Annotated in this window: 5 protein-coding genes and 2 tRNA genes; all 7 read right to left on the bottom strand. The window is 48.9% G+C overall.

Annotated elements, in window-relative coordinates:
- Nucleotides 1-67 (bottom strand) — tRNA-Tyr (locus tag N3Z11_RS17895).
- A gap of 17 nt (nt 68-84) precedes the next feature.
- Nucleotides 85-160: transfer RNA gene (locus N3Z11_RS17900), tRNA-Thr, on the bottom strand.
- A 157-nt stretch (nt 161-317) separates the two neighbouring features.
- Nucleotides 318-1,040, bottom strand: coding sequence for a type III pantothenate kinase (locus tag N3Z11_RS17905; RefSeq protein ID WP_260658555.1), 723 nt, complete (start codon nt 1,038-1,040; stop codon nt 318-320).
- Complete coding sequence (gene birA, locus N3Z11_RS17910) at nt 1,033-2,034, bottom strand: bifunctional biotin--[acetyl-CoA-carboxylase] ligase/biotin operon repressor BirA (protein ID WP_260658556.1); 1,002 nt, start codon at nt 2,032-2,034, stop codon at nt 1,033-1,035. The genes N3Z11_RS17905 and birA overlap by 8 nt, the downstream gene beginning before the upstream one ends.
- A complete protein-coding gene (murB, locus tag N3Z11_RS17915; RefSeq protein ID WP_260658557.1) occupies nt 2,027-3,022 on the bottom strand; it encodes a UDP-N-acetylmuramate dehydrogenase in 996 nt (331 codons plus the stop codon). Before murB ends, birA begins: the two co-directional genes overlap by 8 nt.
- Before the next feature lie 76 nt (nt 3,023-3,098).
- Complete coding sequence (locus tag N3Z11_RS17920) at nt 3,099-4,013, bottom strand: histone deacetylase family protein (RefSeq protein ID WP_260658558.1); 915 nt, start codon at nt 4,011-4,013, stop codon at nt 3,099-3,101.
- A 5-nt stretch (nt 4,014-4,018) separates the two neighbouring features.
- Nucleotides 4,019-5,854 carry a bifunctional acetyl-CoA hydrolase/transferase family protein/GNAT family N-acetyltransferase gene (locus N3Z11_RS17925; RefSeq protein ID WP_260658559.1) on the bottom strand — a complete coding sequence of 612 codons (1,836 nt, stop codon included), beginning with the start codon at nt 5,852-5,854 and terminating at the stop codon, nt 4,019-4,021.
- Nucleotides 5,855-6,249: the final 395 nt, after the last annotated feature.

Below are 6,249 nucleotides of genomic sequence, written 5' to 3' on the forward strand. Positions count from 1 at the left end.
GGAAGGATTCGAACCTTCGAAGGCAGTGCCGGCAGATTTACAGTCTGATCCCTTTGGCCACTCGGGAACCCCTCCACACAAAACTGGTGCCGCTTATCCGAGTCGAACGGATGACCTACTGATTACAAGTCAGTTGCTCTACCAACTGAGCTAAAGCGGCTACGTCAGTGGGTGCGAATTCTAGTGGAATGATTTGGGTGGTGCAACTCTAAAACTGAAAAAAAGCCAGATTTTTACGCTGAATGCTCAATAGATCGCCAAAACCGGCATTATTCAATAACAAAAGCGGCAATATCAGCCTGTTCTACCAGGGATAACTAACCAAAATCGGCCTTTGAGCAATTTTTATCGATATAAAGGCTTAAACCACGAAAAATTAATAAGGGGTCGAGTTCACATTGTTCAGCAGGCAAATAGGGCAGTAACAATGGCGCGTCGCCACCAGTTAGCACAATTTGCCGTACCTGTTGTAATTGTAGCGCCTGCTTCACTACTGCAACTGCGGCCGCCAGGCAGCCATTTTGCAGGCAGCTACTGGTATCAGTGCCAATTTTCACTTCAGCATTTTGCATACTGTTATTAAATACTTTGGCGGTGTGGCCTATCACCGCCTGCTGCTGTAAACGAAACCCCGGAATGATCCAACCGCCCAGGTGTTGACCATCGGCACCAACCCAATCCAGCGTTAATGCAGTACCGGCATCTATCACCAATAAATCCTGTGCCGGATACAATTCTTTAGCGCCAAGCATGGCCAGCCAGCGGTCAACCCCCAACAAAGCAGGCTGTTGATATTGATTTTTTAAGCCGTTTTTTTCCGCTTCACTTCGAATAAGGCACCAGCTTTGGCTGAGCAAGCCGCTTTCCTGCCGCACCTGCTCGATGCGCTCAGCTGCAGCTACGGACGCACAAAACACTGCATCTATGGCATCAGCCTGCAAAAACTCTGCCTGATGGCCGCTTAATAGCGTCAGCACTCCAGCCTGATGCAACACGGCTTTTGTTCTGCTATTGCCTATATCTAACAAAAGTTCAGCCACTTGCTGCACTCCTTAAACTCAGCTCACCGCCATAATAACTCTGACACTGCCCGTCTTGTTCCAGCAGCAATCCGCCCTGAGCATCAACACCGGCACAGCGCCCGATGATCCTGCGCTCGCCACTGCTGAGGCATACCATTTGTCCGATATAATGGTCACGCCGGTTAAATTCCGCCACAAAAGGCGCAAAACCCGACAATTCAAATTGCTGCAGATGCTTCACTATATTTTGTTGCAACAACGCAATCAGCTGATTGCGGTTTACCGGCTCACTGACATGCTGCTGCAAATCAGTCCAGGCCTGATCAATTTCTGCGCGGGCAGTTTCTGGCATACAGATATTCAGCCCAAGTCCTATCACCAAATCACATTGGGCATGGCTTTGCCCAACTAACTCAATCAAAATGCCAGCCAGCTTCTGATGCTGCAGATAAATATCGTTTGGCCATTTCAGGCTGACCGCTAATTGGTAGCGTTGCTCCAGCACCTCAGCAACGGCAATGCCAATCACCAGACTCAACCCCATAGCGGCCTGAATGCCCTGCTCCAGCTGCCAGTACATGGAATAATATAAATTACTGCCAAAAGGAGAAAACCAACTGTTACCGCGTCTGCCCCGACCTGCAGTTTGAGCTTCTGCCACCAACACTGCACCTTTGGCGAGCTTTTGGCCGTCCTGCAACTTTTTCATCAGCTGGCTATTGGTTGAATCGGTCACATGCTGCAATAAAATACCCGGCATGCCAGCTTGCTGATACTGTTTAATCTGCTGGGCGTCTAACAGCTGTAATGGCGCTGCCAGCCGATAGCCCTGCCCTTTAATGGAATAAATATCCAGGCCAAACTGTTGCAACTGATGGATATGTTTAGCAATAGCTGCTCTGCTGATCCCCGCACCTGCGGCCAGAGTTTCACCTGAATGAAGTTGTCCGTCAGCCAATTGCAAAATAAGCTGCCGTTGTAATGCCAGACTTTGCGGCAAAATTTTAGTCATGATGACGCAATAACCTGACTTCAGGCTCCAGTTGAACACCAAATCTGGCAAACACAGCCTGTTGAATCAGCGTAATCAGCTGCAGCAACTCCGCTGCAGTACCGTTGTTTTGATTCACCAGCACCAGCGGTTGCTGCTGATAACAAGCCACCCCGCCAAGCTGATACCCTTTTAAGCCAACCTGTTCAATCAGCCAGGCTGCAGCCAACTTTACCTGTTGTTGTGGTTGCGGGTAATGAGGCATCGCCGGATATTGCTGATACAACTGCTGAAAAAGCGCGGCCGGTATAACAGGGTTCTTAAAAAAACTGCCACAGTTGGGTAAAATAGCGGGATCCGGCAGTTTTTTCCGTCGCACGGCAATCACCGCATTCATCACATCCAACAAAGAAGCCTGAGCTGTTAAATGGTCCAGGCCGTTGTAATTGAGCTTGGGGCTACCGTTACGTTTTAAACAAAAACCGACTGCGACTATCACCCCTTTACCGGCCAGTTGCTGTTTAAAAATACTGTCGCGATAGCCAAAACGGCACTCGGCCGCCGTCAAACGTTGTACCTGCCGGCTTTGCCAGTGGAAAAAATCAACATAACTGCAGGTATCGGCCAGTTCAGCGCCATAAGCACCAATATTCTGTACCGGCGCAGCACCGACAGAACCAGGGATCAGCGCCAGATTTTCCAGCCCCCACCAGCCCTGCCCCACACTCCAGCTTACCAGCTGATGCCAGTTATGGCCTGCTTCCACATGCAAATGCAGTTGGTCACCTGAAACTTCGAGCTGACGCCCAGCAGCAACATAACGCAGAATTTCACCAGGCCAGTCAGACAGGAAAATACTGTTACTGCCTTCACCTAATAACAGTGGCAGCTGTTGTGGTTGATAATGCTGCAACTCCGCTAAAGACGACAGTACTGTGACTTTTGCTAAGGTTGCCGCAAGGCGAAATGTAGAATAGTGCCGGGCGTCTTGCGCCAGAAGCTGCTGCATACCAAATCCACTGCCGTAAAAAGCGCTATTGTAATAAATTGCAGCTCTTTGCAGAAGCGTTAATCCGGTTTGCAGCTTAAAGCCAGGCTTTTAACATCGCCACCACACTGCGCCCTAAAGCACTCAAGGCATAACCACCTTCCAGACAGGCAACAATACGGCCTTCACAATGACGACTGGCGAGCTCCTTCAGTGCTGCCGCTATCCATTGATAGTCACTTTCGCGCCATCTTAAATGCGCCATTTCATCTTCATAATGCGCATCAAAACCGGCAGAAATGAAGATCAGTTGTGGCGAAAAAGCCTCAATCGCAGGTAACCACTGTTGCTCGGCTAACTGCCGGAACAGACTACCGTCTGAGCCACCAGTCAGCGGCATTTTCAGCATGTTTTTGCTGCTGCCTGGTTCAGTAAAAGGGTAAAACGGATGTTCAAAAGAGGAGCAAAACAACACTCTGGCATCATCTTTAAAAATATGTTCAGTGCCATTGCCGTGGTGAACATCAAAATCAACAATTACAATACGTTGCAGGCCATAGTTCTGCATGGCATAAGCGGCAGCAACGGCGATATTGTTAAACAGGCAAAAGCCCATGGCCTGAGCTCGTTCTGCATGGTGACCCGGCGGACGAATGGCACAAAAAGCCTGTTGATCACGCCCCTGCATCACCAGGTCTACTGCGTTGATCGCAGCTCCGGCTGCATAACGGGCAGCTGTCACGGATTTATTCATGATGGCCGTATCATCATCCAGCCAGACCAGCCCCTGAGTCGGTTGTTTGGCTATCACATCAGCAACATAAGCTGCATCATGGGCCAACGCCAATTGGGCATCACTGGCTGCGGTGCTGTCTTTGTGTTGCAGCACGTACTCCAGACCTGAACTTAAAATCTGATCAAAAATGGCATGCAGCCGGGCCGGAGCTTCAGGGTGATCAGCACCAAGATTGTGTTGTGCACATGCCGGATGGCTGAAAACGGTAACCGTCATAATCTTTACTCAGTCTGTAGTTTTAATTGTAAATTCACTTCATCAGGCTCTTCAGAGCGCACTCGTTTAAAACCTGCTTTTTCAAATACAGCCAGCATGGCCTTGTTTTCCGCGCGCACATAAGCCGTCATGGTCTGGATACCACGCTGACGGGCGATGGCAATCATTTCCTGCAGCAGAATTTTTGCCATCCCTTTGCCCTGATGCCGCTCGCGGGTGACAAAAGCCACTTCACAGCTGTTATTGCTTTCAATCAGGTAATAGCGCCCAACAGCCTGGATCTCCAACACCGAGCCCTGCTGCTTCACAATACATAATGCTAAGTCTCTGGATTGATCCACACTAACCAGCACACTGGATTTTTCCCGCGACATTTGTTTCGGGTGATGGTTGTAACGAAGCAGCAGTGTTTCTTTGGTATGAGAGTAAAAAAACTCCTGTAAACGCCGCTCATCGGCTGGGTTTAGTGGCCGCAAGTCAAAACTTTCGCCGTCTATTTTCAGAATTTTCAGGCCAACCCCCCCTAACTCAGGTACATCAACGGGTGTCTGGATTTGATAATTAGGCACCCAATAGTGCTTGCGCACTTCGGCCAGGAGTTCAGCACGGAATTTGGGATGGGCCACCCGGATCAGTTCCAGTGCCCGCTCCCTGATACTCTTACCCCGAAGCGCAGCAACACCGTATTCAGTGACCACGTAATGCACATGACCACGCGAAGTCACCACACCGCTCCCTTCAGCGATGTGCGGCACAATCCGCGAAATTGTGCCGTTTTTTGCCGTAGATGGCAGCGCAATAATAGGTTTTCCACCTTTACTCATCGAGGCGCCACGGCTGAAATCTACCTGTCCGCCAATACCGCTGTAAAACTGGTAACCAATAGAATCAGACACCACCTGGCCGGTTAAATCCACTTCAATAGCGCCGTTAATCACCACCATATTGTCATTTCGGGCAATATTGGTTGGAGAATTGACATATTCACTGGGATAAAACTCCACATGGGGGTTTTGGTTTACAAAATCATAGAGTTGCTGGGTTCCCAGGCAAAAGCTGGTCACGGTTTTGCCCGGATGAAAGGTTTTCTGGCTGTTGTTAATAACGCCTTTACGCATTAACTCAATAATCCCATCAGAAATCATCTCACTGTGAATACCAAGATTTTTATGATTACCAAGATAACGCAGCACTGCTTCCGGGATCTTACCTGTGCCGATCTGTAAAGTAGCGCCGTCTTCGATCAACATCGACACATATTGGCCAATACGCTCAATACGCTGCTCAAACTGAGGTGGTGGCACTTCCGGTAAAGGCTGGGCAACCTCAATATAAGCATCAATTTTACTTTGATGAATATAAGCGTGGCCGCTGGTTCGCGGCATCAGCGGATTGTATTGTGCTATGACTTTTTTCGCATACTTCACCGCCGATGAAACCACATCCACCGATACACCGAGCGAACAATAACCATATTCATCCGGCGGGCTTAACATCACCAAGGCTGCATCCAAGGGTAAAATATTGCTGCTGAATAGGGTTGGGATCTCAGATAAAAAGCAAGGGGTATAGTCGGCACGTCCTTCAGCTACAGCTTGCCGAACTTTATCACCACTGATAAATAACGCATTGACTTTAAACAAGTCTTTGTACTTTTCATCGACCCATTTGTTATCGGAAATAGTCTGGATCTGCACAACCTCTATATCATGCAGCTGATTGGCGTTTGTGATCAAATCATCAATCAACGCATTAGGCACTGCCGCGTTGGAGCCAATAAAAATGCGGTTGCCGGATTGTAATAATGCGGACCAGTCCAGGCCTTTTGTCGGTGCGTTCATAAGGGTAACTTCCAGGTTAAGTTACGTAAGTATGCGCCTTTTAGCTGGATATTTATTGATCTGGCTAAAGGTAATCAAAACCAGCACGCTGTGCGAATCATACCGTGGTGCGTATCAGATAAATATTCGACTAAAGGCGAGAGTAACAACGAATAAGGAGTTGCTTGCTGTCCGGCTACTTGTTTATTAAGTGGCAAACATAGGATTTTGCGGGATTGATGGGTCTTTTTGGCTTTATTGGGAGCTTTCATGCCCTTCGCAGAGCTCAGGGCGTTCAGCCGGAAGGCAGTCAACTGGTGGCGGTATCAGGGAGCCTTCATATCCCTCGCAGAGCTCGGGATTGTTCCGTCGGAAGAACGCAACATTGGTTGCGTTCTTAAATCCCGACGTCACTG

It is taken from the genome of Rheinheimera sp. 4Y26, assembly GCF_025245835.1.
Taxonomy (GTDB): domain Bacteria; phylum Pseudomonadota; class Gammaproteobacteria; order Enterobacterales; family Alteromonadaceae; genus Pararheinheimera.